This is a genomic window from Rhizobium sp. Root1220 (assembly GCF_001426265.1).
Classification (GTDB): domain Bacteria; phylum Pseudomonadota; class Alphaproteobacteria; order Rhizobiales; family Rhizobiaceae; genus Rhizobium.
In genome coordinates, this window is record NZ_LMDG01000001.1 from 194,247 (window position 1) to 215,726 (window position 21,480).

General features: G+C 60.0%; 22 protein-coding genes. 10 read left to right on the forward strand and 12 right to left on the reverse strand.

The window, feature by feature from the left end:
• Positions 1 to 45: 45 nt before the first annotated feature.
• Positions 46 to 912 (reverse strand): LOG family protein, encoded by an 867-nt coding sequence (locus tag ASC90_RS00955; protein WP_056535197.1) that lies wholly within the window; start codon positions 910 to 912, stop codon positions 46 to 48.
• Positions 913 to 1,104: 192 nt separating this feature from the next.
• Between ASC90_RS00955 and dapD the strand changes: the two genes are divergently transcribed.
• The 3 genes from dapD to ASC90_RS00970 all read left to right on the forward strand — a co-directional run bounded on the left by dapD (position 1,105) and on the right by ASC90_RS00970 (position 3,883).
• Positions 1,105 to 1,965 (forward strand): 2,3,4,5-tetrahydropyridine-2,6-dicarboxylate N-succinyltransferase, encoded by an 861-nt coding sequence (dapD, locus tag ASC90_RS00960; RefSeq protein WP_056534369.1) that lies wholly within the window; start codon positions 1,105 to 1,107, stop codon positions 1,963 to 1,965.
• A 141-nt stretch (positions 1,966 to 2,106) separates the two neighbouring features.
• On the forward strand, positions 2,107 to 3,300 hold the full coding sequence (gene dapE, locus ASC90_RS00965) for a succinyl-diaminopimelate desuccinylase (protein ID WP_056534371.1): 1,194 nt from the start codon (positions 2,107 to 2,109) through the stop codon (positions 3,298 to 3,300).
• Complete coding sequence (locus ASC90_RS00970) at positions 3,287 to 3,883, forward strand: hypothetical protein (RefSeq protein WP_056534373.1); 597 nt, start codon at positions 3,287 to 3,289, stop codon at positions 3,881 to 3,883. Before dapE ends, ASC90_RS00970 begins: the two co-directional genes overlap by 14 nt.
• A 4-nt stretch (positions 3,884 to 3,887) precedes the next feature.
• Here ASC90_RS00970 and arsC read toward each other — a convergent pair whose 3' ends face one another.
• From arsC to ASC90_RS00995, 5 genes are all read right to left on the reverse strand, one after another.
• Positions 3,888 to 4,292 (reverse strand): arsenate reductase (glutaredoxin), encoded by a 405-nt coding sequence (gene arsC / locus ASC90_RS00975; protein ID WP_056534376.1) that lies wholly within the window; start codon positions 4,290 to 4,292, stop codon positions 3,888 to 3,890.
• Positions 4,270 to 5,076, reverse strand: coding sequence for a tRNA pseudouridine(38-40) synthase TruA (gene truA / locus ASC90_RS00980; RefSeq protein WP_056534378.1), 807 nt, complete (start codon positions 5,074 to 5,076; stop codon positions 4,270 to 4,272). Before truA ends, arsC begins: the two co-directional genes overlap by 23 nt.
• The gene (gene fmt / locus ASC90_RS00985) at positions 5,076 to 6,011 is read right to left on the reverse strand and encodes a methionyl-tRNA formyltransferase (RefSeq protein ID WP_056534380.1); all 936 of its coding nucleotides are present in this window, start codon (positions 6,009 to 6,011) and stop codon (positions 5,076 to 5,078) included. Before fmt ends, truA begins: the two co-directional genes overlap by 1 nt.
• Positions 6,012 to 6,213: 202 nt before the next feature.
• Entirely contained in the window at positions 6,214 to 6,732 is a 519-nt protein-coding gene (def, locus tag ASC90_RS00990) for a peptide deformylase (RefSeq protein ID WP_056535199.1), read from the reverse strand.
• A 97-nt stretch (positions 6,733 to 6,829) separates the two neighbouring features.
• A complete protein-coding gene (locus ASC90_RS00995; RefSeq protein WP_056534382.1) occupies positions 6,830 to 8,329 on the reverse strand; it encodes a globin-coupled sensor protein in 1,500 nt (499 codons plus the stop codon).
• A gap of 195 nt (positions 8,330 to 8,524) precedes the next feature.
• On the opposite strand from ASC90_RS00995, the gene ASC90_RS01000 reads away from it, so the two are divergent.
• The 3 genes from ASC90_RS01000 to ASC90_RS01010 all read left to right on the forward strand — a co-directional run bounded on the left by ASC90_RS01000 (position 8,525) and on the right by ASC90_RS01010 (position 13,246).
• Complete coding sequence (locus ASC90_RS01000; RefSeq protein ID WP_056534384.1) at positions 8,525 to 9,745, forward strand: DNA recombination protein RmuC; 1,221 nt, start codon at positions 8,525 to 8,527, stop codon at positions 9,743 to 9,745.
• Positions 9,746 to 9,795: 50 nt separating this feature from the next.
• Positions 9,796 to 10,695, forward strand: a complete 900-nt coding sequence (locus ASC90_RS01005) for a ribokinase (RefSeq protein WP_056534386.1) — start codon at positions 9,796 to 9,798, stop codon at positions 10,693 to 10,695.
• 211 nt (positions 10,696 to 10,906) lie between these two features.
• Positions 10,907 to 13,246 (forward strand): methyl-accepting chemotaxis protein, encoded by a 2,340-nt coding sequence (locus ASC90_RS01010; protein ID WP_056534388.1) that lies wholly within the window; start codon positions 10,907 to 10,909, stop codon positions 13,244 to 13,246.
• A 70-nt stretch (positions 13,247 to 13,316) separates the two neighbouring features.
• Here ASC90_RS01010 and ptsN read toward each other — a convergent pair whose 3' ends face one another.
• The 6 genes from ptsN to lptC all read right to left on the reverse strand — a co-directional run bounded on the left by ptsN (position 13,317) and on the right by lptC (position 18,501).
• Entirely contained in the window at positions 13,317 to 13,781 is a 465-nt protein-coding gene (gene ptsN, locus ASC90_RS01015) for a PTS IIA-like nitrogen regulatory protein PtsN (protein ID WP_056534390.1), read from the reverse strand.
• A gap of 63 nt (positions 13,782 to 13,844) precedes the next feature.
• The gene (raiA, locus tag ASC90_RS01020; RefSeq protein WP_056534392.1) at positions 13,845 to 14,420 is read right to left on the reverse strand and encodes a ribosome-associated translation inhibitor RaiA; all 576 of its coding nucleotides are present in this window, start codon (positions 14,418 to 14,420) and stop codon (positions 13,845 to 13,847) included.
• Between the two features lie 248 nt (positions 14,421 to 14,668).
• Positions 14,669 to 16,231, reverse strand: a complete 1,563-nt coding sequence (gene rpoN, locus ASC90_RS01025; protein WP_056534394.1) for an RNA polymerase factor sigma-54 — start codon at positions 16,229 to 16,231, stop codon at positions 14,669 to 14,671.
• 156 nt (positions 16,232 to 16,387) lie between these two features.
• On the reverse strand, positions 16,388 to 17,173 hold the full coding sequence (gene lptB / locus ASC90_RS01030; RefSeq protein WP_056534396.1) for an LPS export ABC transporter ATP-binding protein: 786 nt from the start codon (positions 17,171 to 17,173) through the stop codon (positions 16,388 to 16,390).
• 37 nt (positions 17,174 to 17,210) lie between these two features.
• Complete coding sequence (locus ASC90_RS01035) at positions 17,211 to 17,822, reverse strand: LptA/OstA family protein (RefSeq protein ID WP_200950826.1); 612 nt, start codon at positions 17,820 to 17,822, stop codon at positions 17,211 to 17,213.
• Positions 17,823 to 17,835: 13 nt separating this feature from the next.
• Positions 17,836 to 18,501, reverse strand: coding sequence for an LPS export ABC transporter periplasmic protein LptC (gene lptC, locus ASC90_RS01040; protein ID WP_056535201.1), 666 nt, complete (start codon positions 18,499 to 18,501; stop codon positions 17,836 to 17,838).
• Positions 18,502 to 18,709: 208 nt separating this feature from the next.
• Between lptC and sppA the strand changes: the two genes are divergently transcribed.
• From sppA to ASC90_RS01060, 4 genes are all read left to right on the forward strand, one after another.
• Positions 18,710 to 19,660 carry a signal peptide peptidase SppA gene (gene sppA, locus ASC90_RS01045; protein WP_056534400.1) on the forward strand — a complete coding sequence of 317 codons (951 nt, stop codon included), beginning with the start codon at positions 18,710 to 18,712 and terminating at the stop codon, positions 19,658 to 19,660.
• Between the two features lie 29 nt (positions 19,661 to 19,689).
• Positions 19,690 to 19,989 (forward strand): integration host factor subunit beta, encoded by a 300-nt coding sequence (locus ASC90_RS01050; RefSeq protein WP_056534402.1) that lies wholly within the window; start codon positions 19,690 to 19,692, stop codon positions 19,987 to 19,989.
• Between the two features lie 122 nt (positions 19,990 to 20,111).
• Complete coding sequence (locus ASC90_RS01055) at positions 20,112 to 20,444, forward strand: LapA family protein (protein ID WP_056534404.1); 333 nt, start codon at positions 20,112 to 20,114, stop codon at positions 20,442 to 20,444.
• A gap of 123 nt (positions 20,445 to 20,567) precedes the next feature.
• Positions 20,568 to 21,473 carry a S1C family serine protease gene (locus ASC90_RS01060; RefSeq protein ID WP_056534406.1) on the forward strand — a complete coding sequence of 302 codons (906 nt, stop codon included), beginning with the start codon at positions 20,568 to 20,570 and terminating at the stop codon, positions 21,471 to 21,473.
• Positions 21,474 to 21,480 lie beyond the last annotated feature (7 nt).

A 21,480-nucleotide genomic window follows, 5' to 3' on the forward strand; every position in this document is an offset into this window, starting at 1 on the left:
CAATGAATTACGAAAATAGGCGCCGCCGCGTCATCGCGGCGGTTTTTATTCGTGGTGCTCGTAGAAATCCCGGATGATCTTCCAGGCATCATCGGCGGTATCGACGAAGCTGATCAGATCGACGTCGTCCGGGGCGATCGTGCCGAACTCGGCGAGCGCCTCGAAATTGACGATGCTCCGCCAGAATTTCTCGCCGAACAGGATGAGTGGCATCTTTTCCATACGCCCCGTCTGAATGAGCGTCAGGCATTCAAAGAATTCGTCGAGCGTGCCGAAGCCGCCTGGGAAGACCGCAATCGCCTTTGCCCGCACCATGAAGTGCATCTTCCGGATCGCGAAATAGTGGAAGTTGAAGCTCAATTCCGGCGTCACGTAGACGTTCGGCGCCTGCTCGTGAGGCAGCACGATGTTGAGGCCGATCGAGGGCGCGCCCTCATCGGCCGCGCCGCGGTTTCCGGCCTCCATCACGCCGGGGCCGCCGCCGGTCACAATGACATACTCGTGAAAGTCGAAGCTCGCCGAATATTTCGAACATAGCCGCGCAAACTTCCGGGCCTCGTCGTAATAGACCGATGCGGCCTCCAGATTGGCGCGCTGCGTCTCGTTTCGCGCCGCCCACGCGCTCTGGCCGGGCGCCGGGATGCGGGCACCGCCGAACATCACTACCGTTGATTTTATGCCCCGCTCCGAAAGCATCATCTCGGGCTTCAGCAGTTCCAGTTGCAGCCGGATCGGGCGCAGCTCCTCGCGGCACAGAAAGTCCTCGTCGGCATAGGCAAGACGATACGATGGCGAAAGCGTTTGGGGCGTTTTAGGCACTGACTCGGCGCGGCGTTTGTCGGTCACGCTCGACTTCAGCGGGTCCCAGACGCCGTCCTTGCGCCGCAACCTGCCGTTTCTTCCTTTTGCCATGCCGAAATGCCTTTCAGTCGACCGGCAGCCACTGCCGGTCATGTCGTTAGCGCCTTGAATCGGGAGAGCGATCCTGCCCCGAAAAATCATTCCATTTTAGCCGTGCATGCGATAGAGCAGATCGCGTCCCGCCAATCACAATTCCCGGAGGCTTCGGTCTCCACGATAGAGATCGAAGTTTAAGGAATTCCAATGAGCGCCAACGACCTTTCTTCCCTCGAAAAGACCATCGAAGCCGCCTTCGATAGCCGCGACAGCGTGACCACGTCAACGAAAGGCGAAGTGCGCGATGCGATCGAAGCAGCACTCGAACTTCTCGACGGCGGCAAGGCACGCGTCGCAGAGCGCGGTGCCGATGGCGTGTGGAAGGTCAACCAGTGGCTGAAGAAGGCGGTCCTGCTTTCCTTCCGCCTGAACGACATGGAAGTCGTCAAGGGCGGGTCCGGCAATTCGACGTGGTGGGACAAGGTACCATCGAAATTCGAAAATTGGGGCGAGAACCAGTATCGCGCCGCGGGCTTCCGCGCCGTGCCGAACTGCATCGTCCGCCGCTCTGCCTTTGTCGCCAAAAACGTCGTGCTGATGCCGTCCTTCGTCAACCTCGGCGCTTATGTCGATGAAGGCACGATGGTCGACACCTGGGCAACCGTGGGCTCGTGCGCGCAGATCGGCAAGCACGTGCATCTCTCCGGCGGCGTCGGCATCGGCGGCGTTCTTGAACCGATGCAGGCCGGCCCGACGATCATCGAAGACAACTGCTTTATCGGCGCGCGGTCGGAAGTCGTCGAAGGCTGCATCATCCGCGAGGGATCGGTCCTCGGCATGGGCGTCTATATCGGCAAGTCCACCAAGATCGTCGATCGCGCCACCGGCGAAGTGATGTACGGCGAAGTGCCGCCCTATTCGGTTGTCGTTGCTGGTTCCATGCCGTCGGGCAATGCTACGATGGCCAACGGCCTGCCGGCGCCGCATCTCTATTGCGCCGTCATCGTCAAGCGCGTCGATGAAAAGACCCGTTCGAAGACAGGCATCAACGAGCTGCTGCGCGACTGATAGTGCCAGAGCGTTCGCAGAAGGCGCTTCGCCCGTCGCGAACCGCCGGACAGCTCGCCGCGAAATGGACGGCATACCTCGACAGGGCGACGACGCCGCCTTGCCTTTTCTTTGCCACTACCCCCGGATAACTCCACTGCCATGACCGCTACCGATCCCGTCGCCAATCTCCAGACCCTGATTCGCTGCCCGTCCGTGACACCCGCCGAGGGCGGCGCGCTGTCGGCGCTTGACGCGATGCTCTCGCCGCTCGGCTTCAAGGTCGAGAAGGTGAAGGCGACAGAGCCGGGAACACCGGATATCGAGAACCTCTATGCGCGCCTTGGCAACGATGGCCCGCATTTGATGTTTGCCGGGCACACGGATGTGGTTCCAGTCGGTGACGAAGCCGCATGGACACATCCGCCCTTTGCTGCTGAAATCGCAGGCGGCGAGCTCTTCGGCCGCGGCGCGGTCGATATGAAGGGCGGCATCGCCTGTTTTGTTGCCGCCGTTGCCCGCCATATCGAAAAGCATGGCGCACCGAAGGGTTCGGTTTCGTTCCTGATTACCGGCGACGAAGAAGGACCGGCGGTTAACGGCACGATCAAGCTTCTTCAATGGGCGACGGAGCGTGGCGAGCAGTGGGATGCATGCCTTGTCGGCGAACCCACCAATCCCGACAGACTCGGCGACATGATCAAGATTGGCCGCCGTGGTTCGCTATCCGGCAAGATAACCGTGCACGGCGTTCAGGGCCACGCTGCCTATCCGCACCTCGCGGACAATGCAGTGCGCGGGATCCTGCAATTGACGCAGTCGCTGATGGACCCGCCGTTCGACGGCGGCACCGATAATTTCCAGCCGTCCAACCTCGAAGTGACGACGATCGACGTCGGCAATCCGGCAACCAACGTCGTTCCCTCCAAGGCGACGGCCAGTTTCAACATCCGCTTCAACGACACATGGACGGCGGAAAGCCTGCAGCAGGAGATCGTACGACGGCTGGACGATGCTGCCGCGCACGGCTCGCTTCGTCCCGGCCGCGAGCCGCTGCGATACGACATGGTTTGGGCCGAGCGGCCGAGCCATGTGTTCCTCACCCGCAACAACGCGCTGATCGCCTCGCTGTCTTCGGCCGTGGAAAGCGTTACCGGACTAGCGCCGAAACTCTCCACCACGGGAGGCACGTCCGATGCCCGGTTCATCAAGGACTATTGCCCGGTCGTCGAATTCGGGCTTGTCGGGCAGACGATGCACATGGTTGACGAACGTGTCGCGGTTTCCGACCTCGAGCAACTGACCGGAATCTACGAGACCTTCATCGAGCGCTGGTTCGAGAATGCCGGGCTTTAAGGAAGTACAGTATTACCTCGCCGGGCTGTGGCTGCTGATCCGCATGGATCCGCGCGGCTTTGGTTTCCTCGACATGTCCGAACGAGGCGCCAATCGTTCGTTCTGGGCGATATTCTGGTGCCTGCCTCCGATGGGCATTTCCTGGCTCTGGTGGCGCCAGGCCTTTCTGCTGACGATGCCGCCGCATACAGATGTCGGGGTGTTATTCTATTTGCGCCTCGGAATGGTGGAAACGGCAAACTGGTTCGTGCCGCTGATCTTCGCCGGACTGCTGCTGCTCGCCTTCAAGAAGGGCGAACGCTTCGCGCCCATCATCGTTAGCGTCAACTGGCTTGGCGTCCCACTGTCCTATATCAACGGGTTGCTGCTGGCCCTGGTCTTCTTCGTACCCGGTGCGGTTGGTGTTGTCTCGATACTGCTGCTCGCCTTCATGTTCGCACAGGTCTTCGCGATCGCCCGTATTCTGCGGATGATTTTCTTTGGAAACGGCCTGATGGTCGGTGCGCTGACGCTGGTGCTGCTGGTGCCGCCTCTGCTGCTGTCAGAATACCTACAGCGCTTTCTCGGTATCTATCCGGTCTAGGCAGTTATCGACCCGGAACGATTTCGCCGTCTTCCTTGGTAAAGGCGCCGATCGCCGAATTGGGCAATATCTCCAGGACGAGCTCCGACGGGCGGCACAAGCACACTCCCTTCTCCGTGACCACGATCGGCCGATTGATCAGGATGGGATTGGCGATCATGGCGTCCAGCAAATGGTCGTCGCTGAGCGATGGATCATCCAGACCCAGCTCCTCGTAAGGCGTGCCCTTCTCGCGCAACAGCGCACGAACAGGGATATCCATCGCAGCAATCAGTTCGACCAGTCGCTTGCGTGTCGGCGGTGTCTTCAGATATTCTATGACCTCCGGCTCCTCGCCGGATTGACGGATCATGGCAAGCGTGTTGCGCGAGGTCCCGCAGGCGGGGTTATGATAGATCGTCGTCGTCATTGCGCGCTTCCGTCTCCGTCCGCCGATCGGTGATGACCGCGGGATAGTCGACCTGCATGAAATAGAGCCCGTCAGGCGGTGCGACCGGGCCGCAGGCCTTTCGGTCGCGAGCTTCAAGCGCCGCACGCACATCCTCAGGCGTCCACTTGCCCTCGCCCGCGAGCTTCAACGTGCCGGCAAAGGAGCGGATCTGATTGTGCAGGAAGCTCTGGGCGGTGGCCCGAATTTCGATCAGTTCGCCACTGCGGCTCACATCCAGCCGGTCGAGCGTGCGCACGGGGCTGTTGGCCTGGCAGTGCGCCGAACGAAAGGTCGTAAAATCATGATTGCCGACCAGCGTCTGAGCGGCAGCGTGCATCGCCTGGTGATCCAGTGGCTTCGGAACCCACCAGGCCTTGCCGGCCTCGATCGCCAGCGGCGCACGGCGGGTGATGATGCGATAGAGATAGTGCCGCCGTTGCGCCGAAAAGCGCGCATCGAAGAATTCGCTGGCGCTTTCGACATCGACGATAGACACGCGCTCGCCCGCCATCCTCAGATGCGCGTTGAGCGCGTTCTGCAGCTTGAAGGGTGCCCATTCCTTGGCGAGATCGCCATGGACCACCTGCCCCATCGCATGCACGCCGGAATCGGTCCGCCCCGCGCCGCGGATCGACACGGTTTCGCCGCTCGCCGAAAGAATGGCCTTCTCGATCGCCCCCTGCACGGATGGGCCGTTGTCCTGTCGCTGCCAGCCGACATAGGGCGCGCCGTCATACTCGACGGTCATGCGGTAACGGTGCATCAGAACAGCCTCGTGCCTGATGGAAGCGGTGTGCCGCGCAGAAAATCGGCCGCCATCAATGGCTTGCCACCAGCCTTCTGTAGCTTTGTCAGCCTGATGGCACCCGCGCCGCAGGCAACGACGAGATCGTCCGATAGCAACTCACCGGCCGCGCCAGAACCATCCGCGCGTTCGGAACCGAGCACTTTCACGCGCTCCGGCTTACCGCCGACCACAAGTTCGAACCACGCGCCCGGAAAAGGCGCAAGTCCGCGGATATGATTGTGAACCTCGGCCGCACGCTTCGAGAAATCGATCCGCGTCTCGCTCTTGTCTATCTTGGCGGCATAGTGCACGCCGTCGACAGGCTGTGGCGTAAGTGACAGACTGCCCATTTCGAGATCGACCATCGCCTTGGCCATTGCCTTGGCGCCGGCATGCATGAGCGTGTCATGCAACTCGCCGGCCGTCATGTTCTCGCCGATAGCGACCTCGCTGGTGATCGCCACGTCGCCGGTGTCGAGCCCCTTGTCCATCTTCATTACCATCATGCCGGTCTTTTCGTCGCCCGCCATGATCGCCCGCTGGATGGGTGCCGCACCGCGCCAGCGCGGCAGCAACGAGGCGTGCCCGTTGTAGCAGCCGTAACGCGTGCCATTCAGGATCGCCTCGGGGAGCAGCAGGCCGTAGGCAACGACGACGGCAACGTCTGCCTTGTGGGCGGCGAAGCGCTCACGCTCGGCGGGATCCTTGAAGTTGACGGGCGTGAAGACCGGGATGCCCAGAAGCTCCGCTGCCTGATGAACCGGCGACTTCTGCAGGTCAAGTCCACGGCGTCCGCCGGGACGCGGCGGTTGCGTGTAGACGGCCAGGATCGAGTGCCCGGCATCCACCAGCATACGCAGGGTCGGGACGGAGAATTCCGGCGTTCCCATGAAAATGATGCGAAGCGACATTTTTTCTCGCCAGTCTTGAGGTCAGCCGTCTTCAAACGGGTTTACGGGGTCGAAATCAAGCCCTTCTGAAAACCGATGTGGCTTTTGTGGTCGCACGTTGAGGGTTGCCAAGCCTCTCCAGTTTCCCGCATGCACTCGAAACGGGCTTCCAGCACCCGTCCACAGCACATTGATGCTTTGACCCGAGGATTTCAATGCGACCTCAGATCGCCTTCGTGGTCTTGGCCGCCTTGGCAAACTTCTTGACCACCATTTCGCGCTTGAGCCGCGAGATGTGATCAATAAAGAGCACGCCGTTGAGGTGGTCGATCTCGTGCTGCAGGCAGGTAGCGAGCAGGCTGTCAGCCTCCACCATCTGTTCCTTGCCGTCGCGGTCGAGATACTTGACGCTGACTGTAGCGGGGCGCTCGACCTCGGCATAATAGTCAGGGATCGACAAGCAACCTTCCTCGTAGACAGAGCGCTCGTTGGAGGATGTGACGACTTCGGGGTTGATGAAGACGAGAGGCTGCTTCTCCTCGCCTTCGCGCGAAACGTCTATGACCAGAACGCGGCGCAGCACGCCGATCTGGATGGCGGCGAGGCCGATGCCCGGTGCGTCATACATCGTATCGAGCATGTCGTCTGCGAGACGTTGGAGATCACTGTCGACGCGCTCGATCGGCTTGGAAACCTGACGGAGCAGCGGGTCGGGGAGAATGATGAGTGGCTTGATGGTCATGGCGTTCCCATAACCCATCTTTTTGCCCGATGGAATTATCCGAAAGCCGGTGGCGGCGCTTTTTTGCGTCGCCACCGGAATTTAGCCGCATTTCGCCTCAGGCAGCGCGGCGCGAGACGGTCGAGGTCGCACGCTCGTGGCCGCCCGTCCGGAAACGCTGGAGAAGACCGACAAGGCTTTCGACCTCGTTTCTGAGGTGACGCGTTTCGGCCGAAGTGCGTTCGACCATGCCCGAGTTCTGCTGTGTGATGGTGTCCATGTTGCGGATGGCGACACTGACTTCGTTCACACCGGTTGCCTGGTCCCGCGCGGCGGCGGCGATATCGGCGACAAAGCTGTTGATGATGTCGATGCGGGCGATCATGTCGCTCAGCGCCTCGCCGGTGCTGCTGACGATGTCGACGCCCTCGTTGACCTGTACCGAACTTTCCGAGATCAGCTTCTTGATTTCCTTGGCGGCATCCGCGGTTCGCTGGGCAAGCTGGCGGACTTCCTGAGCGACGACAGCGAAGCCCTTGCCCGCATCGCCGGCACGGGCAGCTTCAACGCCGGCGTTCAGCGCCAGCAGGTTCGTCTGGAAAGCGATCTCGTCGATGACGCCGATAATCTTTGCAATTTCGGTCGAGGACTTCTCGATGCCCGCCATCGCCGAGACGGCGCTGGTAACAAGCTCTCCGGAATTCTTCGCCTTCTGCTGGGTGTCGCGCACTGCATCGGAGGCCTTCTCGGCGTTGGCCGCCGTCTGGCCGACGCTGACCGACAACTGCTGCAGGGCGGCAGAGCTCTCCTCGACGCCGGCCGCCTGCTGCGCGGTACGCAATGCCAGATCATCCGATCCCTTGGCAATTGCGTCGGTCCCTTGCAGGATTTCACCGGAAGTTGCCCGGACAGACGCAAAGGACGTCCGCAGGGCGGCGACTGCGCGGTTGTAGTCTTCGGCCATTTCCTTGAAGTTGCCGGGCAGATCAGCCGGCAGGGTGGCTTCGAGGTCGCCGTTCGAAAGGGCTTCGAGGCCGCGGCGAAGATGATCGAGGGCAATCGCCTGATCGGATTCCGCCTTGATGCGCTCCTCTTCCAGCTTCAGTCGTTTTTCTTCCATCGCTTCGAGATAGACGGAGATGGAATAATCCATGTCGAGCATCGCCGCCTTGACGACCGCGGCCAGTTTCTCGGCAAGCACCTTGCCCTGCTGGCGTGCAAACATCGAAGGCCACTGCTTGTCCATCAGCCCCTTGATCAGATCGCTCATCAAAAGCGCGTAGCCGCCGATATACCAGCGTGGCTCGAGGCCGATACGGGCATGCGTCTTGCCGACGGCCATGACCCCCTTGACGTAGGCCTCGTCAAAATTGCCGCCCGCCAGATTGGCCCAATGGGCTTCCTGGCGCGCCTTGGCATGGTTCATATGCGATTTGTCGGCAAAAAAGCTTGCAACGGCCGGCGTGCGCGCCAGCTTGCTGTAGAATTTATCCAGGGCACCGCCCAGCAGCTCCGAAATCGCCGGACGCATCTCGCGCAGCGCCGTGCGAGCGTCATCGTTCAGTTCGATGAAATCGAGGCGCTGCTTGAGGCCGTTGTCGGATGGCTGGCTTGTCATGATATCTCTGCTTTGTAATTGATGCTGAAAGAGAAATTTGAGCAGAGCTTTTGCCGAATATAGTTTAGCAATGGTTAAATGGCGACCTGATTTGTCGGCTGCCAATTCATCGGTCAACCTATGAGATCCGAGAAGACCTGTGGTCTGTTCATGTTTTGATCTAGCCAGCGTCATCGACTTTGCTATGGTGGCGGAATGAATGCTACCTCCGAATCGCTTTCCGCCGTCCTGTCCCAGATCAACCCGGCCATGCTTGCACTTGCAGGCGGTGCTGCCGCCGCGCTGATCGTTCTCATGATCGTCCTCCTCGTGCGCAGCAACCAGTTGCGGCGGGAACAGGCGGAAGACGCGGGCCTGCGCGCTGCGGAAGCCGATGGCCGGATGGCCGAGCTTTTGAAGATCCAGGCCGAGATGCATGGACGCATGTCGACCATGGCCGAGGTGTTCGGCTCCCGGCAGGCCGAGCTCAATCAGGCGATCAACCAGCGCCTGGACGGAATGTCGCAGCGTGTCAGCACGACGATTACCGAGCAGACGAAGTCGACGCATGAGAACCTGCAGCGGCTGCAGGAGCGGCTGGCGGTCATCGATGCGGCGCAGAACAACATCCAGACACTGGCAAAGGATGTCGTCGGGCTGCAGGCCATCCTGTCGAACAAGCAGACGCGTGGCGCCTTCGGCCAATCCCGTATGGAGACAATCGTCGCCGACGGCCTTCCGATGGGGGCCTATGCCTTTCAGCAGACGCTGTCCAACGGGTCGCGCCCGGATTGCACCGTCCGCATGCCGAACGGCGCGCCGCCGCTCGTCATTGATGCCAAGTTTCCCCTCGAAGCCTGGAATGCGATCCGCGATGCCGGTGGTCCTGATCTTGCCAAGGCCGCGTCCCAGCAGTTCCGCCGCGACATGGAAACGCATATCCGCGATATCTCGGAGAAATACCTGATCCAGGGCGAGACCCAGGAAACCGCCTTCATGTTCGTGCCGTCGGAATCGATCTTCGCGGAAATCCACGAGAATTTCGAGGCGATCGTGCAAAAGGCGCACCGTGCGCGTATCGTCATCGTCTCGCCGTCGCTGCTGATGCTGTCCATCCAGGTCATCCAGGCCGTCCTGAAGGACCAGCGCATGCAAGCGCAGGCGCATGTCATCCAGGGCGAAGTCGCCAATCTGATGGACGATCTCGGTCGCCTCGACGAGCGCGTGCGAAAGCTGCAGGGCCATTTCGCGATGGCCCAGAAGGATGTCGACATGATTGTGACGTCTGCCGACAAGCTCAACAAGCGCGGCGCCAAGATCGAGGCCCTGGAATTCGAGGGCGGCGACGGCAAATCCGGACGGGACAGTGAACCCGCCCCGAAATCCGTCGACAGCCGCACAGGGCTTCTCAAGCTCAGGGTGGTTGACGACGAGTAAGCCCTTCGGGCAGTGTCGCGCCAAGGAAAAGCTTTGGATGGAACACCCTTATGATCACAGTTTTCGGCTCCATCAACATGGATCTCATCGCCACGACCGAACGGCTGCCAAAGCCGGGCGAGACGGTTGCGGGTAACAGCTTTTCGACGGCTGCCGGCGGCAAAGGCGCCAACCAGGCACTGGCTGCCCGGCGTGCCGGACGCACCGTTCACATGGCCGGCGCCGTGGGCAAGGACGGTTTCGCAGAGCCGGCGCTTGCACTGCTGAAAGACGCGGGAACCCTCCTCGAAGCCGTCAAGCATGCCGATGAACCAACAGGTACCGCACTGATCCTTGTCGGCGGTGACGGCGAGAATATGATTGCCGTCGTGCCTGGCGCGAACGGCACCGTCACGACCTCGGACGCTGATCTCGCGATTGCCGCGATGAACAAGGGTGACATTCTGATGCTGCAGCTTGAGATCCCCGTTCCGGCGGTGGAGCAGGCATTGGCCGGCGCGCGTACCAGAAACATCACGACGGTGCTCAACCTTGCGCCGCTGATCGACGATGCAGCACGGCTTGGCCGCCTCGCCGATATCGTCATCGCCAACGAGACGGAGTTCGAGCGCCTTGCAGGGCAGGAGAACATGGGGCCGGACGAGCGCGAGGCCGCGCTGAAGCGCCTCAATGGAGAAACCGGCCAGACCCTGATCGTGACACTTGGCGCCGATGGCGTCATCGCCATTCGGGACAGCGTGATATTCCGCACCACCGGACTGAAGATCGAACCAGTGGACACCGTCGGTGCGGGCGATACTTTCTGCGGTTACTTTGCGGCCAGCCTCGATGAGGGGCTTGATTTCGAAGTGGCGCTGCGTCGTGCAGCGGTGGCCGGATCGCTTGCCTGCCTCAAGCAGGGTGCCCAGCCTTCCATCCCCTTGAGGGCTGACGTCGCAAGCAAACTCTAAGTCCCCTCGCCTGCGACATAGTCGGGGCGGGCCCATATGATTTCATAGGATTTCACTCAAATTTAAGAGATTTCTGGCGATGTTCGCGTTGATCGCCAGACCTTCCTCCAAGGCTCAGGCCCTCGTTACGGCTGCTCCATGAAGGGGCGACGCCTTCGTCCCTGCGCCGGTGAATGCCCCGTTCGGCGCATCCTTGATCCCCGAGGAATCCATGTTCATTTTCAGAATGAAATCGCTCGCAGCCAAGCTTATCCTTATTACCGGCGTCGCTATCGCGTGCGTCCTTTTCGTCTCCAACTTCTTCCTGATCGGCGAGACGCGCGACCGTGTCCAGACGCTCACCATGGACCAGGCAAATCTCGAGGCGAAATCGATCGCCAATGAAGTTGCCTCCTCCGTTGGCGAGCTTGCAGGTGCGGCGCGCTCCATGGCCGGCACGATCAGCCGCGGACACGAAGGCAAATACCTCGACCGCAAGGCTGTCCTCGACATGCTGAAGGCCAACGTCGAACGCAACCAGTTTGCCTTCGGCAGCTGGTTCGCAGAAGAGCCGAACGCATTTGACGGTCAGTCCCCCAGCATGGGCGGCAAGGTCGACTTCGGCGCCGCAAAGGATGGCACCTTCAACCCCTACTGGACGAAGCGCAAGGACGGTGGCTTCGCCTTCTCCACCTTCGATTCCGACTACAAGGCGCCGTGGTATGCCTTGGCAGCCGAGAGCAAGAAGGGTGCGCTTTCGCCGCCTTACGCCGAGACGACCACCGGCGAGAATACTGCAATGACGTCGATCGCCTATCCCGTTCTGTCCGGTGGCAAGCTGATCGGCGTCAGTGGCGTCGACATCTCGCTAAAGTCACTGTCCGACAAGCTTTCGACCCTCCACCCGTTCGGCTCCGGCCGTGTCACCCTGCTGTCGCAGGGCGGCAAGTGGATCGTTCCGCCGAAGGCGGAGCTGGCCATGAAGGACTACGACGGAGACGGCACGGCTGCGGTCAAGAGTGCCCTGTCCTCTCAGCAGCCTTCCGTGATCAAGGACCTGACGTTCGACGGGTACGAGCCTTTCGATCGCGTCGTCTATCCGTTCGCCTTGCCTGACATCAACACCACCTGGGTTATCCTGGTCGATGTTCCGCGCAGTGCTATCAACGCGCCGGTACAGGATCAGACCTTTATGATGATCGTCGCCGGCATTCTGGTTCTGGCGGCCGTCATGCTGGCTCTCTACTTCGCTGTCCGGTCCCTCGTCCAGCGTCCGCTCAGCGGTCTGGTCGCCAGCGTCAAGATGCTCAGCGATCGTCGCTATGAGCAGCCGGTGGCCGGTCAGGACCGCGCCGATGAGATCGGCTCCGTTGCGAAGGCCCTCGAAGGCTTCCGCTTCGCACTTGCTGATACGCAACGCCTTGAAGCCGAGGCTAACAGCCAGCGTGATGAAGCGGAAGCGGAACGTGGCCGCTCGGAATCCGAGCGCCAGCAGTCGGTCACGCTGCAACGCCATATCGTCTCGATCGTCGGTTCCGGGCTCGCCGAGCTTTCCCAGGGCAACCTCGGCCATCGCATCACCGACGAGTTCCCGGGCGAATACGACAAGCTGAAGCAGGACTTCAATGCTGCGCTGGCGAGCCTTGAGGAAACGATCAACACCATGAACCTCAGTGTCGTAAACATCGGTTCCGGAACGAGCGAGATCAGTGGAAGCGCGTCCGATCTGGCCAAGCGCACCGAGCAGCAGGCCGCAAGCCTGGAAGAGACTGCGGCGGCACTGAACCAGCTGACCGCACAGGTCAATTCGAGCGCCGAGAATGCCCGTGTTGCCGCCGACAACGTCAACCTCGCCTGCGAGGATGCCGAGAAATCCGGCGAGGTCGTCCGCAAGGCGATCACCTCCATGCACGGCATCGCGCAGTCCTCTACCGAGGTATCGCGCATCATCGGCGTGATCGACGAGATCGCCTTCCAGACCAACCTGCTAGCGTTGAATGCCGGCGTCGAGGCAGCGCGCGCCGGGGAAGCCGGCAAGGGCTTTGCCGTCGTGGCCCAAGAGGTCCGCGAACTGGCACAGCGTTCGGCAAGTGCTGCGAAGGAAATCAAAACGCTCATCAATACCTCGGCCGTGCAGGTCAAGGAAGGCGTCGATCTTGTTGGCCGTGCTGGCGATACGTTGCACAAGATCTCCGAGCAAGTGATGGGCATCAATGGCCTCATTCGCGAGATCTCCGCATCGGCCAGCGAACAGGCGATCGGTCTCAAGGAGGTCAACCAGGCCATGAACCAGATGGATCAGGTGACCCAGCAGAACGCCGCTATGGTGGAAGAAACGACGGCTGCGAGCGTGACCCTCAACGATGAGGCGCAGACACTGAAGCAACTCGTCCTGCGCTTTCGTGTCGGGGGAGCAGGACATGCTGCCGCGCTGCGTTCAACCGCCCAGCAGATGCGCGCACCGGCTGCCGCGTCAGCCTACCGTCCGGCTACTGCACCAGCGCCACGGCGCGCCGTCGCCCAGACGCATGGCTCGGCCGCACTCTCCCAGGACAATTGGGAAGAGTTCTGAACTGGCCCTTTGAGAATCAAAAAAGGCGCCCGAGCAATCGGGCGCCTTTTTTGTGAAGAACCGGCAACGCTCAAGCCGCGTTGGAGGCCTGCTCTTCGTTCAGGAATGAATAGATCGCCGAAGCGGAATCGGTCGCGCGCAGCTTCGCCACAAGATCGTGATCGCGAAGAACGCGCGCAATACGCGACAGTGCCTTGAGATGATCCGCGCCAGCACCTTCGGGCGCGAGCAGCAGGAACACGAGATCAACCGGCTGATCGTCGAGCGCCTCGAAATCGATCGGTTGGTCAAGACGCGCGAAGATACCGACGATCGAGTGGACGCTTGCAAGCTTGCCGTGGGGTATGGCGATGCCATTGCCGACGCCGGTCGAGCCGAGCCGTTCGCGCTGCAGAATAACGTCGAAAACTTCCCGCTCCGACAGCCCGGTGACCTTTGACGCCTTGGCAGCCAATTCCTGAAGGAGCTGTTTCTTGGAATTTACCCTGAGAGCGGGAATGATCGCATTTTGCTGCAGCAAATCTGCCAATGCCATTTCTTTTTCCTTTTGCGCCAAGAGGGAGAGCGGCAGCCGCACTGCCGCCCCTCGCCTTGAATCTCAGCCTTTGATGCTGGCTGCGTCTATCCAGCCGATGTTACCGTCCTGGCGACGGTAAACGATGTTCAGTTGTTCCTTGCCCGGGCTACGGAAAAGCAGCAGGGGTTCGTCCGTCATGTCGAGCGCCATCACGGCGGTCGCAACGGACATGGTCTTCAGTTGCTTCGTGCTTTCGGCAACGATCGCCGGTGCAAAATCGTCCTCAATCTCATCGTCGTGATCCGGCATGCCGTCCATGACTGTGTAGGCCACTTCCGCAAAACCGTTGAGATGGTTTCCGGCATGATGATCCTTGAGTTTACGCTTGTAACGGCGAAGTCGCTTCTCGATCCGTTGAGAAGCGGCGTCGAAAGCCAGCTGTGGGTCCATGGCCTCACCAGCGGCATGCAAAACAACTCCGCTATCGAGATGAAGCTTGCAGTCGGCGGAAAAACGGGCGTTGGCCTTTTGCACGATCACCTGACCAGAATAGCCTCCGTCGAAGTATTTCGTAACGGCCACACCAATTTGGTCCTCGATCCGCTGACGGAACGATTCACCAATTTCCATATGTTTACCGGATACACGCACACTCATGGAGGTTTCCTTCTTATGTGGTTTGCGAGTACCAGTTTACGCCAACGCTGACCCTCATCCAAGCACTTCGCGTGATCTCAAGCAAGATCGGCCGAAGTTCCCGGCTAGACGCGCCTGCGGTTGATGGGGATAACTTGCGACGCCATCCACAGCGCCGATTGCGGCGGGCTTCTAGCGAGAAGTGACTCAAATGTCAATAGACGACTATTAGATTTTACGAATACACCGGAGGATCGTTCGTCCGACCATCAGAAGCCGGCCACCTTGGCCAAAGCCCGCTTCTCCCGCCTGCGCTGAACCGACGAAGCAATGTTCATGGCCTCCCGATACTTCGCCACCGTACGCCGAGCAAGGTCGACTCCGCCATTCTTGAGAATATCGACTATGTCATCGTCGGAGAGGACCGCCTCCGGAAGCTCCTGCACGATCAGGGCGCGGATCTTGTGCCGGACGGCCTCAGCCGAGTGGCTAACGCCCCCTTCCACGGCACTGATCGAGACCGTGAAGAAATATTTCAGCTCGAAGAGGCCGCGCGGTGTCAGCATGTACTTGTTCGAGGTTACGCGGCTGACCGTGGATTCGTGCATCTTGATCGCGTCGGCCACGGTCTTGAGGTTCAACGGCCGCAAGTGATCGACACCATGCATGAGGAAGGCATCCTGCTGTCGCACGATCTCGCTCGTCACCTTCATGATCGTCTTGGCGCGCTGGTCGAGACTGCGCGTCAGCCAATTGGCAGTCTGCAGGCATTCCGAGAGAAAGGCGTGATCGTCGCCGCTTTTCGTTACCTTTGAGAAATAGGTCTGATTGACAAGCACGCGCGGCAGGGTGTCCGGGTTCAGTTCGACCAGCCAGCCGCCGTCAGCGGCAGAACGAACAACCACATCCGGCATGATCGCCTCGGAAACGCCGGCTTCGAAACCACTGCCCGGCTTCGGATTGAGCTGCCGGATCTCACCCAGCATATCGAGCAGATCCTCCTCGTCGACGCCACAGATCCGCTTCAACGTCGCAAAGTCGCGGCGTGCAAGAAGGTCTAGATTTGCGACAAAAGCCTGCATGGCTGGATCATAGCGATCTTTCTGGCGAAGCTGGATGGCCAGGCACTCGGAGAGGCTGCGGGCAAAGACGCCGGGTGGATCCAACGTCTGCAAAGCGGCGACGACGCGATTGATGTCGTCTGCAGCGGCACCAAGCCGCTCGAATGCGTCGGCCGTATTCCCCTGGAGATATCCGGCGTCATCGAGCTGGTCGACAAGGTACTGGGCGATCAGCCGATCGCCCATATCCGGCAGCACGAAGGGTAATTGCTGGGCGAGATGATCCCGCAGCGAAATCTGGCCGGCAACGAAATCGTCGAGATCATAGGTGTCCGCTCCCTCGCCACTGCCAGGCATCGACTTCCACTGGCTGATCAGTTCGGGCGCATCCGCTCTTTGCGGCACACTGTCATCGGGAAAGACATTCGCATAGTTGGAATCGAGCTCGTCGGTCAGGCGGCTGACGCTGGCACTGCCGCCACTTTCGTACCAGTCAGCGGAGAGCACCTCGGTGCGGCTATCGTAACCGTCGTCGGACGTTGCTTCATCCGTCTGCCGCGCATAGACCTCGTCAGCGTCGGCGACCCGCTCGCTGCCCATTTCCGCGTCATTTGACGGAAACTCAAGCAGTGGATTCTTCTCGACTTCCTGAGCGATGAACTGTGTGAGCTCGAAATGCGTCATCTGCAGCAACTGAATGGATTGCATCAGTTGAGGTGTCATCACCAGCGACTGGTTCTGGCGCAAGAAAAGGTTGGCCGATAGTGCCATAATGGACGCGAAACTCCCGTTCGTCTCCTCCGGGAAACCGCATCCTGTCACGGGTTCAGGCCACGGAAATCCAAGTTGGCCCAAAAATTGCCTTTTTATCGTATTTGGTCAAGCGGAACTGTCACAGAAGGTGAATTTCCGTCGCCTTTGACTTTGTCAAAGGCTGAAATTGTCGCCAAGATACAGTCTGCGGACTTCCGGATTATTGACGATGTCGTTGGCCCGGCCATGCGTCAGCACTTCGCCCGCATGGATGATGTAGGCACGGTCGATAAGACCCAACGTCTCGCGCACATTGTGATCGGTGATGAGGACGCCGATGCCGCGGGCCGTCAAATGATGCACCAGATTTTGGATATCCGCGACCGAGATCGGATCGACACCCGCAAAAGGCTCGTCGAGAAGCATGAAGGTGGGGTCCGTCGCCAGCGCACGCGCGATCTCAAGACGCCGACGCTCGCCACCCGACAGCGACACCGCAGCGCTTCCGCGCAGCTTGCGTATGTGAAATTCGTCGAGCAGCTCGTCGAGCTTCTTTTCGCGCGCGCCCTTGTCCTTGATGTGCATTTCAAGAACGGCTCGGATGTTGTCTTCAACCGTCAGCCCGCGAAAGATCGAGGCTTCCTGCGGCAGATAGCCGACGCCCAGCCGCGCACGGCGGTACATCGGCATCGTGGTGACGTCGTTACCGTCGATCTCGATCGTGCCTTCGTCCACCGGCACGAGACCGGTGATCATGTAGAAACAGGTCGTCTTGCCGGCACCGTTCGGACCAAGCAGACCGACAGCCTCGCCGCGCCGCACCACCAGTGACACCCCGTTCACAACACGCCGAGTGCTATAGGTCTTGGTCAGACCGCGCGCAATAAGGGTGCCCTGGTAACGGCTTTTGTCACCGGCGCTGGTTTCGGTCGCGGCCTGCGGGCCCGACCTGCCGAACATGGTCGATAGCGAGAATAATTTCACGTGAAGGCCGGGGTCAGTTCTTTTTCTGTGATTTTGGATCAAGCTGTATCTGGACGCGCCCCCCGCAGCTGTCCAGTTGCGCCTGTCCCGTCGCCATATGGACCGTCAACTGGCAACCGGTGAATACGTTGGGTCCGTCCGAAAGGACAACCTTGTCACCCTTCAGGATAAAAAGCTGCTTGGCCATATCGAAGGAGCCGTTGTCGGCCGTCGCGGTCTGGGTGCCGGAGGTGAGAAACACCTTGTCGGTGACTACGATGTGATCGATATCGGCATTGCCGGACGAAATCGAGGCGGGCGCCTGCTTGTCAGCTGCCGGTGTGGTGCCGGCGCTCGCTGCTTCATCCTTTGGCTTGTAGAAAACCGTCATGTGACCAGCCTGCAGAGTCGTCGCTCCCTGCACCACCTTGACGTTGCCCGAAAAATCGGCGGTGTGCTCCTGATCGTGAATTTCCAGCTTGTCGCTCTCGATCTGGATCGGCTCATCGTTGTTGAGCTTCAAACCATCCATTTGGCTGGTCGTCGCCTGCGCAACAGCGCCTCCGGCCAGCAGCAGGAGCGCGAGTGCACCGTTGAGAAATATTGCACCCGTGTTGCGGGCTGAGATGCGACGATCGTTTGTCATGGTGACCCGGCTGTTAGTTGCCCTGTTTGCGAATGGCTGATGGATCGACATTCATGCGAACATTCCCCTCGAATGTGATCGTCCGCCCCTTATCCGTCATCTTGAGCGACTGCGCAACAATGGAAGCACCATCTTTTTGGATCGCGACAGGATCGTCGGTCAAAAGCTTCCCACCCTTGATGTCGACCTTGGCTGTCTGGAAGTCCGCCTTGAGCCCGTTGCTCAAGAGAATGGCGAAGGGCGCCTTGATATCCAGGTTGTCGGTCGACCGGTCGTAATCGGCCGTCGTCGCCTCGACGCGGGCGATCAGATCGTCCTTCATCGGCACGGCCGCCTTGATGGTTTCGAGCGTGAGCAGGTTCGGATTCTTGATGTCCTGCAGGGCACGTTCGGCAATCATCGAATAGTTGATGCCGTCGGAATTGCGACCGGATATGGCCGGTTTTTCCATGACCACCTTGCCGTTTTCGATCTTGGCGCCTGCGATCTTGATGTTTTCCGGCAGATAGGTGCGGATAACGGAGACCCCGATGAAAACCAGCGAAACCGCGACAGCCGCGATCGGCAATAGAACCTTGAGACGCCGGACGCGTGCGGAATGGAAGCGCGCATCGCCATACGGCCCCCTCCCGGGCCGGGCAAAGGCAGCCTTGCCGCTGGTGTTCACTGTATTCAGCATAAAATCAGTCCATGTCGATGTCGGAGCACGTATATAGGTATCGTCTCGCCCGATCACAGTTCGTTTCGCATTATTACACTGACTTGCCAATATGGATTTTTTTCTGCAACAAGCAACAAAGGCAATGAAACCGCGGTAAACCGGCATTTCCGGCCGCCCTGACAGCCCTAGATTGGGATTGCTCGGCGTGTGCCGCCTGGAGGAATGAATGGACAGCTCGATGATTGCAGATCGCCGCAGGCTTCGCCGAAAGCTCGGGTTCTGGCGCATCGTCACAGTTCTGCTGCTGGTGGCGCTCGGTCTAGCCGCCTATCGATTTGTCTGGGGTGATGCCGGAACAGGCCGGCCGCATGTCGCTCACGTGACAATTTCCGGTCTCATCACCGACGATACGGAACTCCTTGAACGCTTGAAAACCATCGAGATGAGCGATGCGGCCAAGGCCGTCGTCATCTCCATCTCCTCGCCAGGCGGCACGACTTATGGCGGCGAGCGAATCTTCAAGGCGATCCGCGCCATAGCCGTCAAAAAGCCGGTCGTTTCCGATATCCGCACGCTTGCAGCCTCGGCCGGCTACATGATTGCCACGGCAGGTGACACAATCATCGCCGGCGACAGCTCGATCACAGGTTCGATTGGCGTCATCTTCCAGTATCCGCAGGTGAAGCCGCTGCTCGACAAGATCGGTGTTTCCCTCGAAGAGATCAAATCCTCGCCGCTGAAGGCCGAGCCATCGCCGTTCCATCCGGCGAGCGAGGAAGCCAAGGCGATGATCAACAATATGATCGTCGACAGCTACGGCTGGTTCGTCGATCTGGTCGCCGATCGCCGCAAGCTGCCGCGCGACGAAGTTCAGAAACTCGCCGACGGCACCATATTCACCGGCCGGCAGGCGCTCAAGGTCAAGCTCATCGATCAGATTGGTGGCGACGACGAGATTCGTGCCTATCTGGCAACCCGCAACGTCAGTAAGGACCTGCCGCAGGTTGACTGGGACAAGAAAAGCAGCACGCCTTTCCTGCTTGCAGATAGTGCCGCGCAGATACTGACGCTGCTTGGCTATGGCGATCTCGCCAAAGCTCAAGACATAACCGGAATTCTGCCACAGAAGTTGCTCCTTGACGGGCTCCTTTCAGTTTGGCAGGTTGGCCGCGATTGATAAGAAATCAATAATTTAAGGGGGCGACAGTGATCAAGTCCGAACTGGTGCAGATAGTTGCAGCGCGCAACCCGCATCTCTATCACCGCGACGTCGAAAATATCGTCAATGCGGTCCTCGACGAGATCACCGATGCGCTGTCGGGAGGCAACCGCGTCGAGTTGCGCGGCTTCGGCGCATTCTCCGTGAAAAACCGCCCGTCGCGCTCCGGTCGCAACCCGCGTACCGGCGACACGGTCTTCGTCGAAGAGAAATGGGTTCCCTTCTTCAAAACCGGCAAGGAATTGCGTGAACGACTGAATCCGGGGCAGGCTGATCAGGACGACTGATCCTCGTCTGTCACTGCCTGCGGCGAAACCGCACTTGAATTTCATGAAGCCCTTACTATCCTGTGGCTGACAGGGAGCGTTGCGCCGGAGACGGCGCGCGCCAAAGCATGCGGAAGTGAAAAATGACGAAGAAGATCCTCAACCTTCTGATTTTACTGCCTCTCGGCATCATCCTGATCGCTTTTTGCGTTGCCAATCGACAGAGCGTAACGCTCGCGTTCAACCCATTCCGACCGGATGACCAGGTTCTCTCGCTATCGGCTCCCTTTTTCGTCTTCGTGTTTATCGCGTTGATCATCGGCATGTTGGTCGGTTCGGCAGCAACATGGTTCAGCCAGAGCAAGCATCGCAAGCGCGCGCGCTCGGAAGCGAAGGAGGCCGTCCGCTGGCATACCGAAGCCGACCGGCACAAGACGCGCGCCGACGAGATCGCTGGGCAACTGCCGTCGCGATAGATTTCGATCGCGGGATACTTGCGGCGATCGATATGGCTCCATAGCTATGCAGGTATTACCCGTCGCGCTTCTGCCACACAGCAGTTTCAACACCTCAGCGCCACGGCTTATGAGGATGAAACCATGAATATCGATAAGACCCTGCAATCGGTTGTCGCCGTTCGAACCTCCATTCCTGACGATGCCTTTACCGCCGACGCGCTCGGCATCAGGCGGGAAGGCAGCGGCGTCGTCATCCGGGAGGCCGGACTGGTGCTGACGATCGGCTATCTGATCACCGAGGCCGAAGAGGTCTGGCTGACGACCCACGACGGGCGTGTTGTGGCCGCACATGCACTGGCCTACGATCAGGAAACCGGATTTGGCCTGTTACAGGCACTGGGCGAGCTTGGTCTCCCTGCGCTGGATTTCGGAGATGCCGCAAAGGCAGGTATCGGCGATCCTGTCGTGCTGGCGGATGGGATAGGTCAGTTCGTCGAGGCAAGCATCGTCGCCAAGCAGGAGTTTGCCGGTTACTGGGAATATCTGCTGGACGAAGCGATCTTCACGACGCCTGCCCATCCTTCCTGGGGCGGCGGTGCACTGGTGGATTCCGACGGCAAACTCCTGGGCATCGGTTCGCTGCGACTTCAGATGAGCCAGAATGGAGAGGTTGCCGACATCAACATGGTGGTCCCGATCAACCTGTTGCCGCCCATCCTCGACGACCTCCTGGCTCGTGGACGGGTCGACAAGCCGCCGAGGCCATGGCTGGGCGCCTTTTCTGCCGAGAGCAACGGTGACGTGATCGTCATGAGCGTGGCCGAGGGAAGTCCGGCCGCACAGGCGGGACTGCAGCAGGGCGACATCATTTCGGAGATCCGCGACGGGGAAGTCGATGGCCTCGCGGATTTCTACCGCAAAGTCTGGAGCAGCGGCCCGGCCGGCGCTGACATTCCTATGCGGGTATTGCGCGATGGCCGCGAAGCGTGGCTGCGCATCAAGTCAGCAGACCGCAACAGCTTCCTGAAGAAACCGCAACTCCAGTAGGTCGCCG

What these genes read in the sequence shown, in the direction of transcription:
- ASC90_RS00955 (WP_056535197.1), bottom strand. Translation starts at nt 912, where the DNA reads ATGGCAAAAGGAAGAAACGGCAGGTTGCGGCGCAAGGACGGCGTCTGG.
- dapD (WP_056534369.1), top strand. Translation starts at nt 1,105, where the DNA reads ATGAGCGCCAACGACCTTTCTTCCCTCGAAAAGACCATCGAAGCCGCC.
- dapE (WP_056534371.1), top strand. Translation starts at nt 2,107, where the DNA reads ATGACCGCTACCGATCCCGTCGCCAATCTCCAGACCCTGATTCGCTGC.
- ASC90_RS00970 (WP_056534373.1), top strand. Translation starts at nt 3,287, where the DNA reads ATGCCGGGCTTTAAGGAAGTACAGTATTACCTCGCCGGGCTGTGGCTG.
- arsC (WP_056534376.1), bottom strand. Translation starts at nt 4,292, where the DNA reads ATGACGACGACGATCTATCATAACCCCGCCTGCGGGACCTCGCGCAAC.
- truA (WP_056534378.1), bottom strand. Translation starts at nt 5,076, where the DNA reads ATGCACCGTTACCGCATGACCGTCGAGTATGACGGCGCGCCCTATGTC.
- fmt (WP_056534380.1), bottom strand. Translation starts at nt 6,011, where the DNA reads ATGTCGCTTCGCATCATTTTCATGGGAACGCCGGAATTCTCCGTCCCG.
- def (WP_056535199.1), bottom strand. Translation starts at nt 6,732, where the DNA reads ATGACCATCAAGCCACTCATCATTCTCCCCGACCCGCTGCTCCGTCAG.
- ASC90_RS00995 (WP_056534382.1), bottom strand. Translation starts at nt 8,329, where the DNA reads ATGACAAGCCAGCCATCCGACAACGGCCTCAAGCAGCGCCTCGATTTC.
- ASC90_RS01000 (WP_056534384.1), top strand. Translation starts at nt 8,525, where the DNA reads ATGAATGCTACCTCCGAATCGCTTTCCGCCGTCCTGTCCCAGATCAAC.
- ASC90_RS01005 (WP_056534386.1), top strand. Translation starts at nt 9,796, where the DNA reads ATGATCACAGTTTTCGGCTCCATCAACATGGATCTCATCGCCACGACC.
- ASC90_RS01010 (WP_056534388.1), top strand. Translation starts at nt 10,907, where the DNA reads ATGTTCATTTTCAGAATGAAATCGCTCGCAGCCAAGCTTATCCTTATT.
- ptsN (WP_056534390.1), bottom strand. Translation starts at nt 13,781, where the DNA reads ATGGCATTGGCAGATTTGCTGCAGCAAAATGCGATCATTCCCGCTCTC.
- raiA (WP_056534392.1), bottom strand. Translation starts at nt 14,420, where the DNA reads ATGAGTGTGCGTGTATCCGGTAAACATATGGAAATTGGTGAATCGTTC.
- rpoN (WP_056534394.1), bottom strand. Translation starts at nt 16,231, where the DNA reads ATGGCACTATCGGCCAACCTTTTCTTGCGCCAGAACCAGTCGCTGGTG.
- lptB (WP_056534396.1), bottom strand. Translation starts at nt 17,173, where the DNA reads ATGTTCGGCAGGTCGGGCCCGCAGGCCGCGACCGAAACCAGCGCCGGT.
- ASC90_RS01035 (WP_200950826.1), bottom strand. Translation starts at nt 17,822, where the DNA reads ATGACAAACGATCGTCGCATCTCAGCCCGCAACACGGGTGCAATATTT.
- lptC (WP_056535201.1), bottom strand. Translation starts at nt 18,501, where the DNA reads ATGCTGAATACAGTGAACACCAGCGGCAAGGCTGCCTTTGCCCGGCCC.
- sppA (WP_056534400.1), top strand. Translation starts at nt 18,710, where the DNA reads ATGGACAGCTCGATGATTGCAGATCGCCGCAGGCTTCGCCGAAAGCTC.
- ASC90_RS01055 (WP_056534404.1), top strand. Translation starts at nt 20,112, where the DNA reads ATGACGAAGAAGATCCTCAACCTTCTGATTTTACTGCCTCTCGGCATC.
- ASC90_RS01060 (WP_056534406.1), top strand. Translation starts at nt 20,568, where the DNA reads ATGAATATCGATAAGACCCTGCAATCGGTTGTCGCCGTTCGAACCTCC.